Below are 16449 nucleotides of genomic sequence, written 5' to 3'. Positions count from 1 at the left end.
GACAGATATTGCCGGTCAGGTCGTCGATACTGGTTGAGCGCTGTGGCTGCCTCGGGGCTGTCCATATGAAGTTCGGGACCGTGGAGGAGGGTGGTACATGTCAGCCATGGCGGTTTGGATTGTGTATTTGGAGGACGAGCCTGGTTTCATCGGCGTATTCGACATCGAAGACGATGCATATGAGTTCCAGGAGACCTATGCGGCTGAGACTGGCCGTTCGGTATTGCTGACCCCAGTAGTCGTCCCTTACCAGCAAACAGTCGCGCGGTCGCCCGCAACATGATCACGCGCAAGTGCAGCCTCGACGAAGACGGGGTGCCGACCCCGCACGGCTACGACCGCATCACCTACGGCCGCGACCGGACGCCGACCGAGCGCATCGCGACCGGGACCATTCGACTCCCCTCGCTCTGACTCGCCTCGACAGCGCCGAGCCACCTCCTCAGGCGCGAACCGCCCCCCGGTGTGTCGCGCTCGAGGAGGTGACCCGGCCGGGGAGGGGCGCTTCGACCTCGAAGGCCGGAACGCCGGCGAACGCCTGGGCGAGGTCGGCGATGAGGTCGTCGACATCCTCCAGGCCGATCGACAGCCGCAGCACGTCGGCGGCGGGCCGGGCCTCGGGCGGCACCGGGCGATGAGTGAGCGCCGCCGGATGCTGGATCAGCGAATCCACCCCGCCGAGCGAGACGGCATGGGTGAACAGGGTCGTCGCGGTCGTGACGGCGGATGCGGCGGCGAACCCGCCCCGCATCCGCATCGCGATCATCGCGCCGGTGCCGCGCATCTGTCGCTCCAGGATGCCGCGCGGATCTCCATCGAGCCCCGGATAGAAGACCTCGGCGACCTCGGGACGGTCGATCAGCCACTGCACGACCCGCCGCGCACTCTCCTGCTGGTGCCGCACCCGCACCGGCAGGGTCGTGAGTCCGCGATGCAACAGGTAGGCCCCGAGCGGATGCAGCAGCCCCCCGGTCACCGCCCGCACGCGGCGCAGGGCCTCCGCGGTCTCTTCGCTGCAGGCGACGACACCGGCGATCACATCACCGTGGCCGCCGAGGTACTTCGTGGCGCTGTGCAGTGACATCGCCGCGCCCAGATCGATCGGGTTCTGCAGCACCGGAGTCGCGAAGGTGTTGTCGACCACGACCGGGACCGACCCGGACTGGCGCACCACATCAGCGATGTCGGCGATGTCGAGTGTCGGGTTCGCCGGGGTCTCGACGACCACGAGGCCGGTGTCCGGCCGCATGGCCGCTGCCACTTCGTCGGGGTGGCAGTAGGTCGTCTCGACGCCGAGCAGCCCGGAACCGAGCAGATGGTCGGTGCCACCGTAGAGCGGACGCACCGCGACGACATGCCTCAGGCCGGTCGCGCCGGTGTGCGCCAGGATCACGGCGGTCATCGCGGCCATGCCCGAAGCGAAGGCGACTGAAGCCTCGGCGTGCTCGAGCTCGGCGAGTGCCTCCTCGAAGCGGGCAACCGTGGGGTTCCACAGCCGCGCGTAGACCATGCTGCCGTCGGCAGGAGGACGCCCGCCCGTCGCCATCGCCTCGTAGGAGTCTCCGCCACGCTCGATGTCGGGAAGCGGGTTCGTCGTCGACAGGTCGATCGGCAGCGCGTGCACTCCGAGACCCTCCAGATCGGAGCGGCCGCTGTGAACGGCGACGGTATCAGGATGCAACGGTGCAGTCATGACTCCAGGCTGCCGGAATCACAGAAATACCGCAGGAAGTTGACAGAAGCCACTATTGAATCACGCGTTGACGCTATTCTGTGCAATATCCGGCACGAGAAGGGGCGCCCCGTTGGCGAAAGCGCAACTCGACGAGATCGACCTCGAACTGCTCGCGGTCCTCAGCCGTGACGCCGAGACGACGAACAAGGCGCTGGCGCATCGGCTCGGCCTCGCCGAATCGACGTGCGCACACCGAGTGCGTGCACTGCGCGAGCGCGGGGTGATCCGCGACACCCGCATCCGCATCGACGGGGCAGCACTCGGCTTCCCCCTGCAGGCGATCATCAAGGTGCGCCTCGCGAACCACACCGGCGAGAAGGTGACGGCACTGTTCGACGCGCTCGCCGACATCCCGCGCGTGCTTCAGGTCTTCCACGTCGCCGGCGTCGACGACTTCCTCGTGCATGTCGCCGTGCAGGACGCGACGGCGCTCCGCGACATCGTGCTCGAGCACATCACTGTCCACCCGGTCGTGCGCGGTACCGAGACGCAACTCGTGTTCGAACTTCGCGACGGCCCGGGAGTGCTCCCCCAGTAGGCCACGACGGGCTCGATCTCGTCGGGTCAGAGCGCGGCGGCCACCGCGCCGACGAGCTCTTCCGAGACCGCATCCTGAGCATCCCCTCGTTCCGGTCGCAGTTGCTGCCGCTCCAGCGGGCCCGCGGGCGGCAGGAAGTGCGACCGGAGCGGCGGAGGGCGACACGAAGTGCGACCGGAGCGGCGGAGGAGCAGGCGCGTGCGCGAGGATGGAAGGCACGTCAGCAACGGAGCAAGTCAGCAACGGAGCACGTCAGCAACGGAGCACGTCAGCCAGGAGCAAGGGAGCACCATGAGCCGCAGCGCCACCGCAGCCACGCACACCATCCGCGAGATGCGGGACTTCCTCTTCGCCAACGCGACGGACTACGCGGCGGCCCGTGCGGGATTCGCCTGGCCCGAGGTCGACGAGTTCAACTTCGCGCTGGAGTGGTTCGACGTCATCGCTGGCGAGCGTCCTGACCGGCCGGCTGTGCAGATCGTCGAGGCCGACCTGAGCGTGCGCTCCTGGACCTACGGCGAGCTGTCCACGCGATCCGACCAGGTGGCCGCATGGCTCAGCGGGCTCGGCATCAGCCGGGGCGATCACGTGATCGTGATGTTGAACAACACGATCGAGCTGTGGGAGGTGATGCTGGCGATCACGAAGATCGGCGCCGTGTCGATCCCCACCTCGACGCTGCTCTCCGCCTCGGACCTCGCCTACCGTGTCGACCACGGTCGCGCCGGCGCGGTCATCACGCTCGGCACCCTCGCCGACCGCCTCGCCGACATCGGCTCCGCCGTCCTGCGCATCGGCGTGGGCGACAGCGTCCCCTCCGACTGGGCGCGCTTCGACGATGCGACCACCGCACCGACGACCTTCGAGCCCGATGCTCCGACACCCTCGTCCGACACCGCGCTGCTCTACTTCACCTCGGGCACGACGAACCGGCCGAAGCTCGTGCAGCACACGCACGCGTCTTACCCGATCGGACACCTGTCGACCATGTGGTGGCTCGGCGTGCGCCCGGACGACGTGCACCTCAACATCTCATCCCCCGGCTGGGCCAAGCACGCGTGGTCGAGCTTCTACTCGCCGTTCCTCGCTGAGGCGACCGTGTTCGTGTACAACTACGCCCGTTTCGATGCGAACACTCTCATGCAGGTCATGGATACCCATCACGTCTCGACCTTCTGCGCGCCGCCGACCGTGTGGCGGATGCTGATCCAGGCCGATCTCGCTCGTCTCACCCACCCTCCTCGCGAGCTGGTCGGTGCGGGTGAGCCACTGAACCCCGAGGTCATCGACCGGGTGCGAGTCGCGTGGGGAGGCACGATCCGCGACGGCTTCGGGCAGACCGAGATGACAGCCTGCATCGGCAACTCCCCCGGCCAGACGGTGAAGGTCGGCTCGATGGGACGCCCGCTGCCCGGGTACCCGGTCGTGCTGCTCGACCCCGTCACCGGAGAGGTCGTCGAGGGCGAGGGAGAGATCGCGCTCGACCTGTCCCACCCGCCGCTCGGACTCATGGCCGGGTACTACGACGACCCCGAGAAGACCGCCGAGTCACGGATGGGTGGGTATCACCACACGGGCGACATCGCAGTGCGCGATGACGACGGCTACCTCACCTACGTCGGTCGCTCCGACGACGTGTTCAAGGCCTCCGACTACAAGATCTCGCCCTTCGAGCTCGAGTCGGTGCTGCTCGAACACGACCTCGTGATCGAGGCGGCCGTGATCCCGAGTCCCGATCCGACACGACTCGCCGTTCCGAAGGCCTACGTCTGCCTGACCCCGGATGCCACGGCAGCCGAGGGCGACGCCGCGCGCGCGATCTTCGCCTACGCGCACGAGAGACTGTCGTCGCATCTGTGGGTGCGGATCATCGAGTTCGTACCTGAGCTGCCGAAGACGATCTCCGGGAAGATCCGCCGTGTCGAGCTGCGGGCGCGCGAGGTCGCGCGAGTGGAGTCCGGTGACGAGACACGGCAGCACCGCGACCGCGACTACCGCTGAGCTCTCAGCCGCGGTCGGTCAGCGAACGATCGCGATCGACCCGGTCACTGCGCTCTTCGCGGTCACCGGCTTCGTCACGTTCACACCGGCGGTCTTGGCTGCGGTCTTGGCTGCGGGAACCGCCTTCGGCAGCGGCTCCTCGATCGCGCGGTCCGCTCGTCCGACTCCGGCCGCGTTCACGAGAGCACGCACGACGCCACCGATCAGCAGCATCGACGCGAGTGCTGCGCCCGCCAGGATCAGCGGCATCCACACCTGTGCGAATGACGCCGTGAAACTCAGCAGCGCGGCGACGATCCACCCTCCGACCGCGCCCCCGACAAGCCCTCCGGCTCCTCGGACGATCGCGACCGCCGCGACGATCGCGAAGACGGCGGCGAGCGCCGCGCCCACGTAACCGATCGGCACCATCAACGCAGCCAGATCGCTGGCCACTCTCATTGTCGTCATGACGACCCCCCGTCAGTGGTTACTCCACTAATTCGACATTAGAAGTGTCTCCCGAAAAGGGCATCCGCCTCAAGTCCTACCTGCATCATCCTGCAGACGGATATCCGCCCGGATCGGACGAGTCGGCGCGGGGTTTCAGCGGCGGCGCGGCCAGCGCAAGCGGCGGGCACGCACGACCCGGACCGGCTGGGTGACGACAGCGTCCACGACCATCGAGCCGTCGGTGGGACCGACGATCGCGATGGCCGAGGTCTCGGTCGTCTCAGCCGGGTCGATGGGCAGCCGCCCGAGTGCCCTGTGCGCACGGATGTAGGCCGGCACGAGCAGCACGATCGCGCCGAGCCAGGCGAGCGGATTGCTCAATGCGACGCCCTCGAACCCGATCCACGCCCCCAGCACGATGGCCGCCCCGACGCGCATGACCAGCTCGATCACACCGGTCACGGTGGGCACGAGCGTGTGACCGAGTCCCTGCAGTGCGCCGCGCAGCACGAACAGCATGCCGAGCGCCCAATAGCCGCAGCCGTTGACGATGAGCATCAGGTGGGCCTGTTCGACGACGATGTCAGAGCCCTCGCCGATGAACAGGCGCACCATCGGGGCGCCGAAGGCGATCAGCAGACCGCCGAGGACCACTCCGGCCACGACCGCCATCCAGGTCGCCTCGACCACACCGCGACGGATGCGGTCGGGGCGACGACCGCCGTGGTTCTGCGCCGCGTACATCGAGACCGCGAGTCCGAGCGAGGAGAGCAGGGCGACCGCGAGGCTGTCGACGCGGGAGCCCGTCGTGTAGGCGGCGACCGCGTCGGCTCCCAGGGTGTTCAACGCCACCTGCACCGTGAGCGTGCCGATCGCGATGATCGACGCCTGGAAGCCCATGGGCAGTCCGAGGCGGAGGTGCTCGGCGATGTCGCCCCGCGTGATGCGCCAGTCGGCACGGCGCAGGTGCAGCATCGGCAGGCGTCGGCGCACGAACTCGAGGCACAGCGCGACCGAGACGGCCTGCGCGACGACGGTCGCGAGTGCGGCGCCGCCGACACCCCATTCGAGGGGTCCGACCATCAGCACGACGAGCCCGACGTTCAACGCGCACGAGACGGTGAGGAACACCAGCGGCGTCTTCGAGTCGCCGATCGCACGGATGATCGCGGAGAGGTAGTTGAAGAACATCGTGGCACTGGCACCGAGGAAGCTGATCTGCGTGAAGATCGTGGCCTCTGCCATCAGCTCGGGTGGCGTCTGGAGCAGGGCGAGGATCGGGCCGGCGAGGAGGGGTGCGCCGATGGTCAGGATCACGCTCGCGATGCCGCTGAGCAGCACTCCCGTCGCGACCGATCGGCGCACGGCGGCGTCGTCTCGCGCGCCGAACGCCTGCGCGATCGGGATGGCGAAGCCGCTCGTCAGTCCCCAGGCGAACCCGAGCAGCAGGAACAGCAGGCTGCCGGTCGCGCCGACGGCTGCGAGCGAGGTCACACCGAGGTGCCGTCCGACGACGATGGCGTCGGCGAACTGGTACAGCTGCTGCACCACGTTGCCGAGGAGGAGGGGGATGGAGAAGGCAAGGATGACGCGCCACGGGCGGCCCGTGGTGAGGGAGGTGGCCATGAAGGAGCGGCTCGCAGAACTGAGGGGGTGATCGGGGGTGGAGCAAGCCTATCGAATCGATTCGGTGAAGCGGAATACCGGAACGGCATTCCGCCTGTCGACCTCACTCTCGCGGTGCGGTCGTCCGAGGGTTCACGACGTCGAGTGCGTCGGCTTCCTCCGCCTCCCGGAGCACCTCCTGCACGACCGGCGAGTTATCGCCGATCTCGCGTTCCAGTTCGTGCGCGAGGGAATCCAGCTCAGCCCCGCCGGCCATCATGCTGGTGAGCTGTGCGAGCGAGATCTCCGCCTTCTCGAAGTTGCCGATGCTCGTGCCGCGGTTGAGCAGGAGGAACCGGTCACCCACCGGGTATGCGTGATGCGGGTTGTGCGTGATGAACACGACGCCCAGCCCGCGATCACGAGCTCTGGCGATGTACTTCAACACCACGCCGGACTGCTTCACTCCGAGCGCGGCCGTTGGCTCGTCGAGGATGAGCACTCTCGCGCCGAAGTACACGGCACGAGCGATTGCGACGCACTGACGCTCACCACCGGAGAGCGTGCCGATCGGCTGGTCGACATCTCGCAGATCGATCCCCATGTTCGCAAGCTCGGTGTAGGTGATCTGCTTCATCCGCTTGACGTCGAGCCGGCGCAGCGGCCCCCACCCCTTCGCCAGCTCGGATCCGAGGAAGAAGTTCCGCCATACCGGCATCAGGGGCACCACGGCGAGATCCTGGTACACGGTCGCGATACCGACGTCCAGAGCCGCTCTCGGCGAAGAGAACGACACCGGCTGCCCGTCGACGAGCAGTTCGCCGGTGGACGGCGCGTGAGCCCCCGCCAGCATCTTGATGAAGGTCGACTTGCCCGCGCCGTTGTCACCGAGGACGCACGTCACCTGCCCGGCGTTCACCGTGGTGCTCACCCCGGCGAGCGCGTTCACCGGTCCGTAGCTCTTGCCGATGTCTCGCACCTCGACGACGGGCACGCCCGTGATGACCCCGCTCATTTCACTCCTCCTGCTCTGAGCCGCACCCAATGGTTCAGGAACACGGCCAGCAGCAGCATCGCCCCGAGGAACGTGCGCAACCAGTTCGTGTCCCACTGGGCGAAGGTGATCCCCTGGAAGACCATGCCGTAGATGAGGGCGCCCAGCGCCGCCCCGATCGCCGAACCGAAGCCTCCCGTCATCAGGCAGCCGCCCACCACCGCGCAGATGATGTAGATGAATTCCTGGCCGACACCCGTGTTCGCCTGCACCGTGGAGGTGCGAAACAGCGAGATCATCCCGACCAGCCAGGCCGCGCCTGCGGTCACCATGAAGAGGCCGATCTTGGTTTTGAGGACGGGAACGCCCACCTGACGCGATGCGGTCGCCGCGCCGCCGACCGCGAAGATCCAGTTACCTGGGCGGGTGCGCAGCAGCACCCAGGTGGCGACAGCCGTGACGATGAACCACCAGAGCACCGAGATGTAGAACGTGCCTCCGCCGATCGAGATCGACGAGCCGAACAGGGGTTGGATGCTGTCGTAGAACGGCACCTTCGTCATGCCCTGGATGGCCACCTGACCGGTGATGAGCTTGGTGACTGCGAGATCGACACCCGCGAGCACGAAGAAGGTGCCGAGGGTGATGATGAAGCTCGGCAGCCCGGTCTTCATCACGAGGATGCCGTTGAGAGCGCCGATAGACAGCGCGAGCACGAGCGAGACCAGGACGGCGAGCCAGATGTTGAGCCCGTACTGCGTGGTGAGGACACCGACCACGAGAGCGGTGAACCCCGTCAGCACTCCTGCCGAGAGATCGAACTCACCGCCGATCATCAACAGGGCGACCGCCACGGCCATGATGCCGAAAGTCGACGCGGATTCCAGCCACACGCCCGCACCGGCGGCCGTCATGAAGCTCTGCGTGTACACGGAGAAGAAGATCATCACCGCGAGTGCCGCGACGAGTGCACCCATCTCCGGACGCACGAGCAGATTGCGCAGGGGTCGTCGCTCGAGACGGGGTCTGTTCCCCACCGCGACGATGTCGGTCGTTGTCATCACTCAGTCCTTTCGCCGAGAGGGGACGGGTCGCCCCGTCCCCTGCCGGATGCCTAGCGCGTGCCCTTCTTGGCGAACTCGGCGACCTGTGCCGCGTTGTCCTTCGTGACGAACGCCGGCCCGGAGTACACCGGCTGTCCACCGCCGATGTCGTTGCCGTTGGTGCTCTTGAGGTAGAGCGCCGTCACCCCGAGGAAACCCTGCACGTACGGCTGCTGGTCGACCGCGAACGAGATCTTGCCGTCGGCCACTGCGGCCACGACATCCTCCGAGAGGTCGAAGGTCGCGACCTTCGCCGCGCTGCCGGACTCCTCGACGGCACCGACCGCATCGATCGCGTACTGCCCGCCGAGCGTGAGCACGGCGTCGATGGAAGGATCGGCCTGGAGCTTCGACTTGATGGTGGCCTTGACCTCGGCGTCGTTCGTGCCGTCGACCTGCAGATTCGCCATCGAACCGCTGAAGGCACCGGCGGCCGCTGCGCAACGCTCCTCGAGCCCGATGTTGCCGGCCTCCTGGATGACGCAGAGCGCGTTGGTCGCGCCCTCTTCACCCAGACGCTCACCCACGGCGGCACCGGCGATGGACTCGCTCTGACCGATGTGCGTGATCGCGCCGAACTCGGCGAACTTCTCGATACCCGAGTTGATGGTCACTACGGGGATACCGGCCTCGACGGCGCGTTCGACGCTCGCCTTCACGCCGTCCGGGTTGGCCATCGAGACGACGATGCCGTCGACGCCCTGGGCGATCGCGTTGTCGATGAGCTGCGACTGCTTGGCGGGGTCCGGGTCGGAGTTGTAGGTGACGTCCGCGCCGTAGTCGGCGCCGGCCTTCTCCGCGCCGGACTTGACGCGGTCCCAGAACGCGTCGCCCGGTGCGGCGTGCGTGACGACCGCGTAGCTCAGGTCGGACGACTTCGTGTCGCCACCCCCCTGGGTGTCGGTCGTCGGTTCCTGCCCGGTCCCGGAGCATGCCGACAGCAGCAGCGCGGCTGCGGCGGCGATCCCCAGAACGCCGATGAGGGGCTTCTTCATTTCGGTTTCCCTTCGATGCGGATGCTGTCGACGTCGACACGTCCCACATTCATGACGTCGGTGTCAGGGCGAGTCTGACACCGCGGAAATCAAATGTCAATACATTCTGTCAACATCTCCTCTTCATGTAACCTGGATCAAACGGAAGGAGTCGCTCGTGGTGGCGAAGAAGCACATCGGAGTCGGTCTGGTCTCGGTCGGATGGATGGGGCGTCTGCACTCGCGCGCCTATCTCGAGGCGCACCGCCACTACCCCGACCTCCCCGTGATCGCCGAGCTGACGGTCGCCGCCGACCCCGATGCCGTGGGCCGCGATCATGCCTCGAGCGTGCTCGGCTATCGCGAGACCACGACGGACTACCAGGAGCTGATCGCGCATCCCGACGTCGACGTCGTCTCGATCTGCTCGCCGAACTTCCTCCACCATGAGATCGCTCTGGCCGCCATCTCCGCCGGCAAGCCGTTCTGGATCGAGAAGCCCATGGGCCGGGGCGCGCGCGAGTCGAGGGAGATCGCGCAGGGTGCCGCGGAGGCCGGGCTCGTCACCTCCGTGGGCTTCAACTACCGGCATGCGCCCGCGATCGCATATGCCAGGCGCCTGGTGCGCGATGGCGCGCTCGGCACGATCACGAACGTCAGAGTCGCGCTGCTGGCCGACTACTCCGCCGACCCCGAGGGTGCGCTCACCTGGCGATTCAACCGGGAACGCGCCGGCACCGGCGTGCTCGGCGACCTGCTCTCGCACGGTGCCGATCTGGCGCAGTACGTCGTCGGCAGGATCAGCGAGGTCAGCGGACTCACCGAGACCTTCATCCGCACCAGGCCCCTGCCTGCCGGCGGCGCGACGAGCCACTTCAGCAGGGGGACCAGTGGAGGCCCCACCGGCGAGGTGGAGAACGAGGACTACGCCGCGATCCTCGCGCGGTTCGATTCGGGCGCCGTCGCGGTGCTGGAGTCCAGCCGGGTCGCGATCGGCCCCCGTGCCGAGTACCGCATCGAGGTGTACGGCACCAAGGGCTCGCTGCGGTGGGACTTCCAGCGGCTGAACGAACTCCAGCTCGCCGACGACGCCTCGGGGTATCGGACCGTGATGGCCGGACCCGACTTCGGCGACTTCGCACGTTTCCAGCCGGGCGCCGGCACGTCGATGGGCTTCGACGACCTGAAGACCATCGAGGCATCGTTGTTCCTGCGGTCGGTGGCCGAGGGGGCGCAGCTCGCGCCGTCGGCATCCGATGCCTGGTCGGCCGCCGAGATTGTGGATGCTGCGCAGCGCAGCGCAGCATCCGGGTCATGGGAGTCGGTGCCGACGGTGACAGGCTCGACGACCTACGATGCCTGAGCGGGATCAGACCCCGAAGGCGGTCCGGAACGCGTCCAGCGCGGCATCCGTGTCGCCCCGAGCCCAGCCCTCGAGACCGATCACGCCGTCGTAGCCGAGTTCGCGCAGCTCCGCGGCGATCGCCTCGAACCGGATCTCTCCCGTACCGGGCTCGCAGCGCCCCGGCACGTCGGCGACCTGGATCTCCCCGACCCACGGCAGCGCCTCCCGCACCAGCTCGACGAGGTTCCCCTCACCGATCTGCGCGTGATAGAGGTCGAGATTGAGGCGCAGGGCCGGCGCGTCGACGGCGCGCACGAGTCGGAGCGTGTCGGCTGCACGGGCGAACGGGGTGCCCGGATGATCGACGGCCGTGTTGAGGTTCTCGAGGGTGAACACGCGACCTTCCCGTGCACCGAGCTGGGCCAGTCGTCCGAGCGTCTCGGTCGCCGTTGCCCACTCGCCCTCGGCGACCTCGCCACGAGGGCGCACCGGCAGCCCGTCCGAAGCGAGGCCCGTGCCGTGCAGGTTCAGTCGCGGCACATCGATCAGCTCCGCCATCCGCAACGACTCCTCCGCCGTGGCGATGAGCTCGGCGATGCCGTCCGGTGTCGTGAGGTCGCCCCGCAGGTAACCGGTCATCGAGGAGAACACCGCACCGGTCGCAGCGAGCGCCGGCAGATCCTTGGTGCTCCAGTCCCAGATCTCCACCTCGAATCCCCGCTCGTGCAATCGTCGGACGCGCTCCACGAAATCGAGTCCGGTGTGGAGCATCTCCGCCGAGGCGGCCAGACGGTAGCGGGCAGGCGGCAGGATTCCGCTCATCGCAGATCCACCGGCACCACGACGCGCTCGGTTGCGGAGCGCTGCGCGGCATCCGCGAGGATCAGGGCAGCCCGACCGTCTTCGAAGGTCGGGCTGGTCGAAGCTTCCCCTCGGACGAGGCGGATGAACTCGTGCAGCTCCGCCGCGTACGCAGCCGCGTAGCGCTCCAGGAAGAACGGCTCGTATGGCGGCTTCGCCTCGACGGCCGCAGCGGTCGACAGACTCACGAGGCTGGTCGGCGCATTCGCCACCTGCAGCATTCCTGCAGCTCCGAACGCCTCGATGCGCTGGTCGTAGCCGACGGCGCTGTGACGCGAGTTGACGATCGTCACGAGAGCGCCGGATGCCGCACGCAGCGTCGTCACGGCAGTGTCGAAATCCCCGTGCTGAGCAGCACCGGCGTCGAACGTCGTCGAGCCGGAGGCTGAGACCTCGACGATGTCGGGCAGGAAGAACCGCGCCATGTCGAAGTCGTGGATCGTCATGTCGCGGAAGATGCCCCCGGACACGGCGACGTAATCGGCCGGCGGTGCCGACGGGTCGCGGCTGATGATGGTCAGCTGTTCGAGCGTACCGATCTCGCCCGCCGCGACGCGCGCCCTGACTGCTGCGAACGCGGGGTCGAAGCGGCGGTTGAAGCCGAGCGCGACCGGCACGCCGGACGAGACGACCCGCGATCGCAGGGCGTCGACTCTGGCGATGTCGAGGTCGATCGGCTTCTCGCACAGCACGGGGATGCCGGCGTCGATGGCCCGCGCGATGAGGTCGACGTGCGTCGGCGTCGGCGAGGCGATCAGGATCGCGTCCACATCGCCGGCGGTGAACACGTCTTCCGGCGTATCGGTCGCGGTGCCGCCGTAGGTCGCCGCGACGCGAAGGGCGCCGTCGACGAACGGGTCGGCGATGCGGATGAGCTGCGCGTCAGGATCGGCGGCGATACTCGCGGCGTGCACCTGGCCGATGCGTCCGGTACCGATCAAACCGAAGCGGAGGGGAGCGTGTGACATCGTGCCGTCTTTCGTGGAGAGGATGTGTACGGAGAGGGATTCGGGAAGGAGACCGTCACGCCCAGGGGCGCAACGCCTCACGGTTGCGGACCTGGTCGGCCCCACGCGCGGCGCGGAACGCGGAGAGCGAGACGTCCGGCCCGTTGAGCACGTCCTGCTCGACGACGATCCATCCGTCGAAGCTTCGGGCATCGACGGCGTTCATCACGGCGCCGAGATCGATGTCGCCCTGCCCGAAGGCGACGAACGCCCCGGAGGACCAGACCTCGCGCATCCCACCCCCAGCGGCGAGCACTCGGGTGAGAGCGGCGAGGTCGACGTCTTTGAGGTGCAGGTGATTGATGCGGTCTCCCCAGCGCTGCACGGCGTCGAGCGGATCGCCCCCGGCGATGAACAGATGCCCGGTGTCGAGCGTGAGATCGACATCGACGTTCGCGAGGAACCGGTCGATCTCGTCCGGAGACTCCACGAAGGTGCCGGCGTGATGGTGGAAGGTCGGCTCGAAACCGGCAGCGCGCACGATGGCCGCCGCACGTTCCGTGTTCGCCAGCAGGCGCCCCCAGGCGGCGTCGGCGAGCGGATCGACATCGGCTCCGCGGCCCGGCGCCCCCTGACGCGCGACCGATCCGCCGTCGGCGAGCGTCGGCAGCGGCAACCGGTCCGGCCCCTCCTCCGCGGCGTCGGAGAATGCCCGCAGCGTCTCGTGCAGCTCCGGCAATGCGGCTTCGAACGCCTCGTCATCCGAGAACGGCAGCTGCACCCAGCCTCCGGCGAGCTCCAGTCCGTGGCTCCGAAGCCGCTCGCGCAACCGGGCTCCCTGACCGAAGAATCCCGAGGGCCCGAGGTCGACTCCCCGATAGCCGGACTCAGCGAGGGTCGCGAGCAGGTCGTCGGGCGTGATCGTCTCCGCGCCTTCCGGCGTCAGCTCGAACACGCCGAAACTCACGGGAGCGCCGGCCACCGTCGCCCTCACTTCCCGCTCCCCGCGTCGACGTCCAGCGGACCTTCGCCGCCCAGCAGCGGTCGCTGTGCGGTGCGACGCCGCTCGTACTCCCGCCGTGCCCGACGGGTAGACGGCAGCGAGGACTCCTCGGGCACCGGTACGTCCCACCAACCCTCCCCGTCGGGGGCGTAGCGCAGCGGATCGCTCTCGATGTGGATCACGGTCGATCGCGGCGACGCCTTGGCTGCGGCGAGCGCTGCCGAGAGGTCGTCGATCGCCGAAGGTGTTGCCGCAATCTCCACGACGTCGAGCCCGTAGCTGCGTGCGTTCATCGCGAGATCGACCGGCAGCAGCCGTTCGCCGTGCTGCGGGTCGTCCTGCATCCGGTATCTGGTGCCGAACCGCTCGGACCCCACTGTCTCGGAGAGGTGCCCGATCGACGCGTATCCGTGGTTCTGCACGATGACGATGATGAGTTTGATGCCCTCGGCCACGACGGTCGCGAGCTCGGAGCTCAACATCAGATAGGAGCCGTCGCCGACCATCACGACCACGTCGCGATCGGAGCCGTCTGCGAGCGCTCCCCGTTTGGCCCCGAGTCCGCCGGCGATCTCGTAGCCCATGCAGGAGAAGGCGTACTCGACGTGATATCCGAGCGGATCCCGCACTCGCCAGAGCTTGTGCAGGTCTCCGGGCAGCGATCCCGCCGCCTGCACGATCACGTCTTCGGGGTCGGTGGCCGCCTGCACGGCGCCCACGATCTCCGGTTGGCCGGGCCTGGCGAGACCCGAGGGCAGGAAAGCGGCATCGACCGCGGCGTCCCATTCCTGCTTCTCCGCAGCGATGCGCGTGGCGTACTCGGGCGCCACGAGCAGGTCGGGCAGCGCGGCCGCGAGTGCGACGAGACCCTCGCGCGCATCGGCGATCACCGGCAGCGACGTGCCATGCTTGTAGGCATCGAACGCCGCGACGTTGACGTTGACGAACTCGACTCCCGGATGCTGGAACGCGGTGCGCGAACCGGTCGTGAAGTCGCTGTAACGCGTGCCGATGCCGATCACCAGGTCGGCCTCCGCTGCGAGCCTGTTCGCCGCGGTCGACCCGGTCGCGCCCACGCCGCCGACGTACTGAGGATGGCCCCAATCGAGACTGCCCCCTCCCGCCTGAGTGGTACCGACGGGGATCCCGGTCGTCTCGACGAAGGACCGCAGCTGCCCTTCTGCACCCGAGTAGATCACTCCGCCTCCGGCGACGATGAACGGACGCTTCGCGGCGCGGATCGCCCGCACGGCCCGCTCCAGAGCGCCACGCTCCGGCAGAGGCCGGCGAAGATGCCACTCGCGCTCGGCGAGGAACGGCAGCGGCACATCGATACTCTCGGCCTGCACGTCTTCCGGCAGCGCGATGGTGACCGCTCCCGTCTCCGCCGGGTCCATGAGCACGCGGATCGCGTTCAACGCGATCGAGAACAGCTGCTCCGGACGCTGCACACGGTCGAAGAAGCGAGAGAGCGGACGGAAGGCATCGTTCACGGTGAGACCGATGTCCCACGGCTGCTCGAGCTGCTGCAGCACGGGGTCGGCGACGCGCGTGGCGAAGGTGTCGCTCGGCAGGAGTAGAGCCGGCAGTCGGTTCGTCGTGGCGAGTGCTGCTCCGGTGAGCATGTTGGTCGCACCGGGACCCACGGAGGCCGCCGAGGCGAAGGTCGACCTGCGGCGGTGCATCCGCGCGTACCCCACCGACTGGTGCACCATCGCCTGCTCGTTGCGCGCCTGGTGATAGGGCATCGCACCGGGGCGCTCGGCATCGATCTGCCGCAGCGCCTGTCCTATGCCTGCGACATTGCCGTGCCCGAAGATCCCGAAGACACCGGGGATCGTCCGCTCGCGGATGTCGCCGTCCACCGTCCACTGGTTCGCGAGGAACTCGACCAGCGCCTGGCTGACCGACATCCTGCTGGTCGCCGTCATCGCCGGCCTCCTCCGTCTGACTCGTCATCGTGCAGAGTTGCGCCCGCCGAGAAGGGCAGACGATGGTCGATGGGCAGCGCCTTCCAGGAGTCGCGCGCCCAGGCGTGCGCCGGATCGTCGGAGATCAGCCACTGCCGCTCCGCATCCGGTCCCGCCATCACGTTCAGGTAGTAGAGGTCGTAGCCGGGTGGCGCGGCAGCCGGTCCGTGGTAGCCGTACGGCACCAGCGCGATGTCTCCGGAGCGCACCATCGCATCGATCTCGATCTCCCCGGCAGGGGACGAGTAGGCGCTGAACAGTCCGAAAGCGGCGCCCTCCCCCCGCTCCGGCCCCCGCGCCGATCCATCGGAGCGAACCGACTCGAAGTAGTAGATCTCCTCGAGACGGGACTCGTGGCCCGGCACGTTCTCGTCGTGCTTGTGAGGAGGGTACGACGACCAGTTGCCGGCGGGGGTGATCACTTCGCATACGATCAGCCGCGCGGCGTCGAGCGCCTGTGGTGTGCCGAAGTTGTGCACCTGTCGGCTGGCGGATCCTGCGCCGCGGAGCTCGACCGGGGTCTCGCTCGCCGCGATCCGACGCGTGGGTCGACGCTCGTTCGTGGGCGACGATGCGACAGCGAAGCGACCGGATCCCCGCACCGTGGCCGCAGCTGCCGAGGAGAGGTAGAGCACGTCGGTCGGTCCGTCGAACACCGAGTGTCTCCCCTCGAGCTCGATCGTCGACGTCGCTCCCTCCTCGATGACCTCGACCGTGAACCGGCCGGCGAGTGGGACGATGATGCGCTCCCGACCGGCGTCGGCCAGCAGGAAAGACGCCCCCTCGACGAGGCTGCCGACCTGCAGGCCGGTGTGCTCCCAGCCGGGCAGCCCCTCGTCGACGACGCTCTCCCAGCCGTCGACGGCGAGCGTGCCGCGACGGTTGAACCACCGTGCCGTCATGTCCGCACCACCGTCCGCAGTTCTCTCCACATTCATGCG

The 16449-nt window shown here is 68.1% G+C and carries 16 protein-coding genes; 5 read left to right on the top strand and 11 right to left on the bottom strand.

All coding sequences use genetic code 11. From position 1 onward, the window contains the following. Nucleotides 1–97: 97 nt before the first annotated feature. The gene (locus ACIQTX_RS02675; protein WP_402968545.1) at nucleotides 98–283 is read left to right on the top strand and encodes a hypothetical protein; all 186 of its coding nucleotides are present in this window, start codon (nucleotides 98–100) and stop codon (nucleotides 281–283) included. Further along, nucleotides 280–414, top strand: a complete 135-nt coding sequence (locus ACIQTX_RS02670) for a hypothetical protein (RefSeq protein ID WP_402968542.1) — start codon at nucleotides 280–282, stop codon at nucleotides 412–414. The genes ACIQTX_RS02675 and ACIQTX_RS02670 overlap by 4 nt, the downstream gene beginning before the upstream one ends. Nucleotides 415–442: 28 nt before the next feature. On the opposite strand, the gene ACIQTX_RS02665 is transcribed toward ACIQTX_RS02670, so the two are convergent. Then, complete coding sequence (locus tag ACIQTX_RS02665; RefSeq protein ID WP_402968539.1) at nucleotides 443–1693, bottom strand: trans-sulfuration enzyme family protein; 1251 nt, start codon at nucleotides 1691–1693, stop codon at nucleotides 443–445. Nucleotides 1694–1805: 112 nt separating this feature from the next. On the opposite strand from ACIQTX_RS02665, the gene ACIQTX_RS02660 reads away from it, so the two are divergent. Both ACIQTX_RS02660 and ACIQTX_RS02655 read left to right on the top strand, forming a co-directional pair. After that, on the top strand, nucleotides 1806–2273 hold the full coding sequence (locus ACIQTX_RS02660; protein WP_036273520.1) for an Lrp/AsnC family transcriptional regulator: 468 nt from the start codon (nucleotides 1806–1808) through the stop codon (nucleotides 2271–2273). Nucleotides 2274–2564: 291 nt separating this feature from the next. Beyond that, the gene (locus ACIQTX_RS02655) at nucleotides 2565–4274 is read left to right on the top strand and encodes an AMP-binding protein (protein WP_402968535.1); all 1710 of its coding nucleotides are present in this window, start codon (nucleotides 2565–2567) and stop codon (nucleotides 4272–4274) included. Between the two features lie 18 nt (nucleotides 4275–4292). On the opposite strand, the gene ACIQTX_RS02650 is transcribed toward ACIQTX_RS02655, so the two are convergent. The 5 genes from ACIQTX_RS02650 to ACIQTX_RS02630 all read right to left on the bottom strand — a co-directional run bounded on the left by ACIQTX_RS02650 (nucleotide 4293) and on the right by ACIQTX_RS02630 (nucleotide 9403). Continuing rightward, nucleotides 4293–4724 (bottom strand): hypothetical protein, encoded by a 432-nt coding sequence (locus ACIQTX_RS02650; RefSeq protein ID WP_402968532.1) that lies wholly within the window; start codon nucleotides 4722–4724, stop codon nucleotides 4293–4295. A 135-nt stretch (nucleotides 4725–4859) separates the two neighbouring features. Then, nucleotides 4860–6332, bottom strand: coding sequence for an MATE family efflux transporter (locus ACIQTX_RS02645; protein WP_105526058.1), 1473 nt, complete (start codon nucleotides 6330–6332; stop codon nucleotides 4860–4862). A gap of 103 nt (nucleotides 6333–6435) precedes the next feature. Then, entirely contained in the window at nucleotides 6436–7326 is an 891-nt protein-coding gene (locus ACIQTX_RS02640; protein WP_402968529.1) for an ATP-binding cassette domain-containing protein, read from the bottom strand. Continuing rightward, nucleotides 7323–8366 (bottom strand): ABC transporter permease, encoded by a 1044-nt coding sequence (locus tag ACIQTX_RS02635; RefSeq protein WP_402968526.1) that lies wholly within the window; start codon nucleotides 8364–8366, stop codon nucleotides 7323–7325. The genes ACIQTX_RS02640 and ACIQTX_RS02635 overlap by 4 nt, the downstream gene beginning before the upstream one ends. A 53-nt stretch (nucleotides 8367–8419) precedes the next feature. Next, nucleotides 8420–9403, bottom strand: coding sequence for a sugar ABC transporter substrate-binding protein (locus tag ACIQTX_RS02630; RefSeq protein ID WP_105526061.1), 984 nt, complete (start codon nucleotides 9401–9403; stop codon nucleotides 8420–8422). Between the two features lie 157 nt (nucleotides 9404–9560). Here ACIQTX_RS02630 and ACIQTX_RS02625 point away from each other — a divergent pair, with 157 nt between their 5' ends. Further along, nucleotides 9561–10745: a Gfo/Idh/MocA family protein gene (locus ACIQTX_RS02625; RefSeq protein WP_402968523.1), complete on the top strand. Its 1185-nt coding sequence runs from the start codon at nucleotides 9561–9563 to the stop codon at nucleotides 10743–10745. Nucleotides 10746–10751: 6 nt separating this feature from the next. On the opposite strand, the gene ACIQTX_RS02620 is transcribed toward ACIQTX_RS02625, so the two are convergent. The 5 genes from ACIQTX_RS02620 to iolB are packed head-to-tail and all read right to left on the bottom strand — an operon-like array spanning nucleotide 10752 to nucleotide 16446. After that, nucleotides 10752–11549, bottom strand: a complete 798-nt coding sequence (locus ACIQTX_RS02620) for a TIM barrel protein (RefSeq protein ID WP_402968520.1) — start codon at nucleotides 11547–11549, stop codon at nucleotides 10752–10754. After that, nucleotides 11546–12556, bottom strand: a complete 1011-nt coding sequence (gene iolG / locus ACIQTX_RS02615; protein ID WP_402968517.1) for an inositol 2-dehydrogenase — start codon at nucleotides 12554–12556, stop codon at nucleotides 11546–11548. Before iolG ends, ACIQTX_RS02620 begins: the two co-directional genes overlap by 4 nt. A 55-nt stretch (nucleotides 12557–12611) precedes the next feature. Beyond that, nucleotides 12612–13529, bottom strand: coding sequence for a sugar phosphate isomerase/epimerase family protein (locus tag ACIQTX_RS02610; protein WP_402968514.1), 918 nt, complete (start codon nucleotides 13527–13529; stop codon nucleotides 12612–12614). Next, on the bottom strand, nucleotides 13526–15469 hold the full coding sequence (gene iolD, locus ACIQTX_RS02605) for a 3D-(3,5/4)-trihydroxycyclohexane-1,2-dione acylhydrolase (decyclizing) (RefSeq protein ID WP_402968511.1): 1944 nt from the start codon (nucleotides 15467–15469) through the stop codon (nucleotides 13526–13528). Before iolD ends, ACIQTX_RS02610 begins: the two co-directional genes overlap by 4 nt. Continuing rightward, a complete protein-coding gene (gene iolB / locus ACIQTX_RS02600) occupies nucleotides 15466–16446 on the bottom strand; it encodes a 5-deoxy-glucuronate isomerase (protein WP_402968508.1) in 981 nt (326 codons plus the stop codon). Before iolB ends, iolD begins: the two co-directional genes overlap by 4 nt. Nucleotides 16447–16449: the final 3 nt, after the last annotated feature.

Source organism: Microbacterium sp. NPDC090281 (assembly GCF_044769635.1).
GTDB lineage: Bacteria > Actinomycetota > Actinomycetes > Actinomycetales > Microbacteriaceae > Microbacterium.
The sequence above is the reverse complement of the archived record's forward strand: the minus strand, read 5'-3'. Positions and strand labels throughout refer to the sequence as shown.